This is a genomic window from Serratia microhaemolytica (assembly GCF_004011885.1).
GTDB classification, from domain to species: Bacteria; Pseudomonadota; Gammaproteobacteria; order Enterobacterales; family Enterobacteriaceae; genus Serratia_G; species Serratia_G microhaemolytica.
In genome coordinates this window covers 1-702 of sequence record NZ_SBEF01000136.1, presented here as the reverse complement: position 1 = coordinate 702, position 702 = coordinate 1, and the positions used below count along the sequence as shown (strand labels likewise).

Here is a 702-nt window from a genome sequence, read left to right as displayed (position 1 = left end):
CCGGGTCGTCAATGCAGACGATGTTGTCGTGCGCGTCACGCCAGTAGCGGGTGCAGGCGCCCTGGCTGTCGATGACGTCGGTGTAGTCGTCACCGTACACCAGGCGGCCGCAGTAGTAGCCGTCGGCGCCCTCGGTTTCGATACAGCGCCCGAGGGGGTCGTAACGGAAGTTAACCCAGGTTTGGTCGTTGTCGGCCCATTGGCTGACGCGGTGCGCGCTATCGTAGCGGTAAAACAGGTGGTAACCCTGTTGCGCGTCGGCTTCAATCAACCGCCCTTGGCTGTCTTGCTGGTAGGTGGCCAGTGTTTCCAGTGCGCCGTTGTAGCGCAGGATTTTGTGCAGGTAGCCGTTGGGGTGGTATTGCAGCCGTAGGCGGATGCCGTCGCTGTGGACTACGCCGAGGATTTGCCCTTGCGGGTTGCGTTCGAAGTAGATTTTGTTGTTGTGCAGGTCGGTGATGGCGCCGAGCGAGAAGTGTTGTTCGTCTCCGCTGCCGTGATGCACCGGCAGGGCATGGAAGTAGCGGCTGGTGAGCTGTTCGCCATCAAATAGCTCCAGCACCTGGTCACGCCGACGTAGGGTGAGGTGCGGGTAGTTCGGGTGGTAGGCGCTGCTGTCGCCCGGCAGAAAGGTGAAGCTGTAGGTCTGGCCGGTGTGTTCGACGATGTCGACAAAGCTGCCTTGGCCGCTGACGAGCGCGT

General features: G+C 61.5%; 1 pseudogene. It reads right to left on the bottom strand.

Features of this window, described 5'->3' with window-relative positions:
• Window positions 1-702: pseudogene (locus EOJ37_RS14350) on the bottom strand (type IV secretion protein Rhs); the annotation flags it as partial.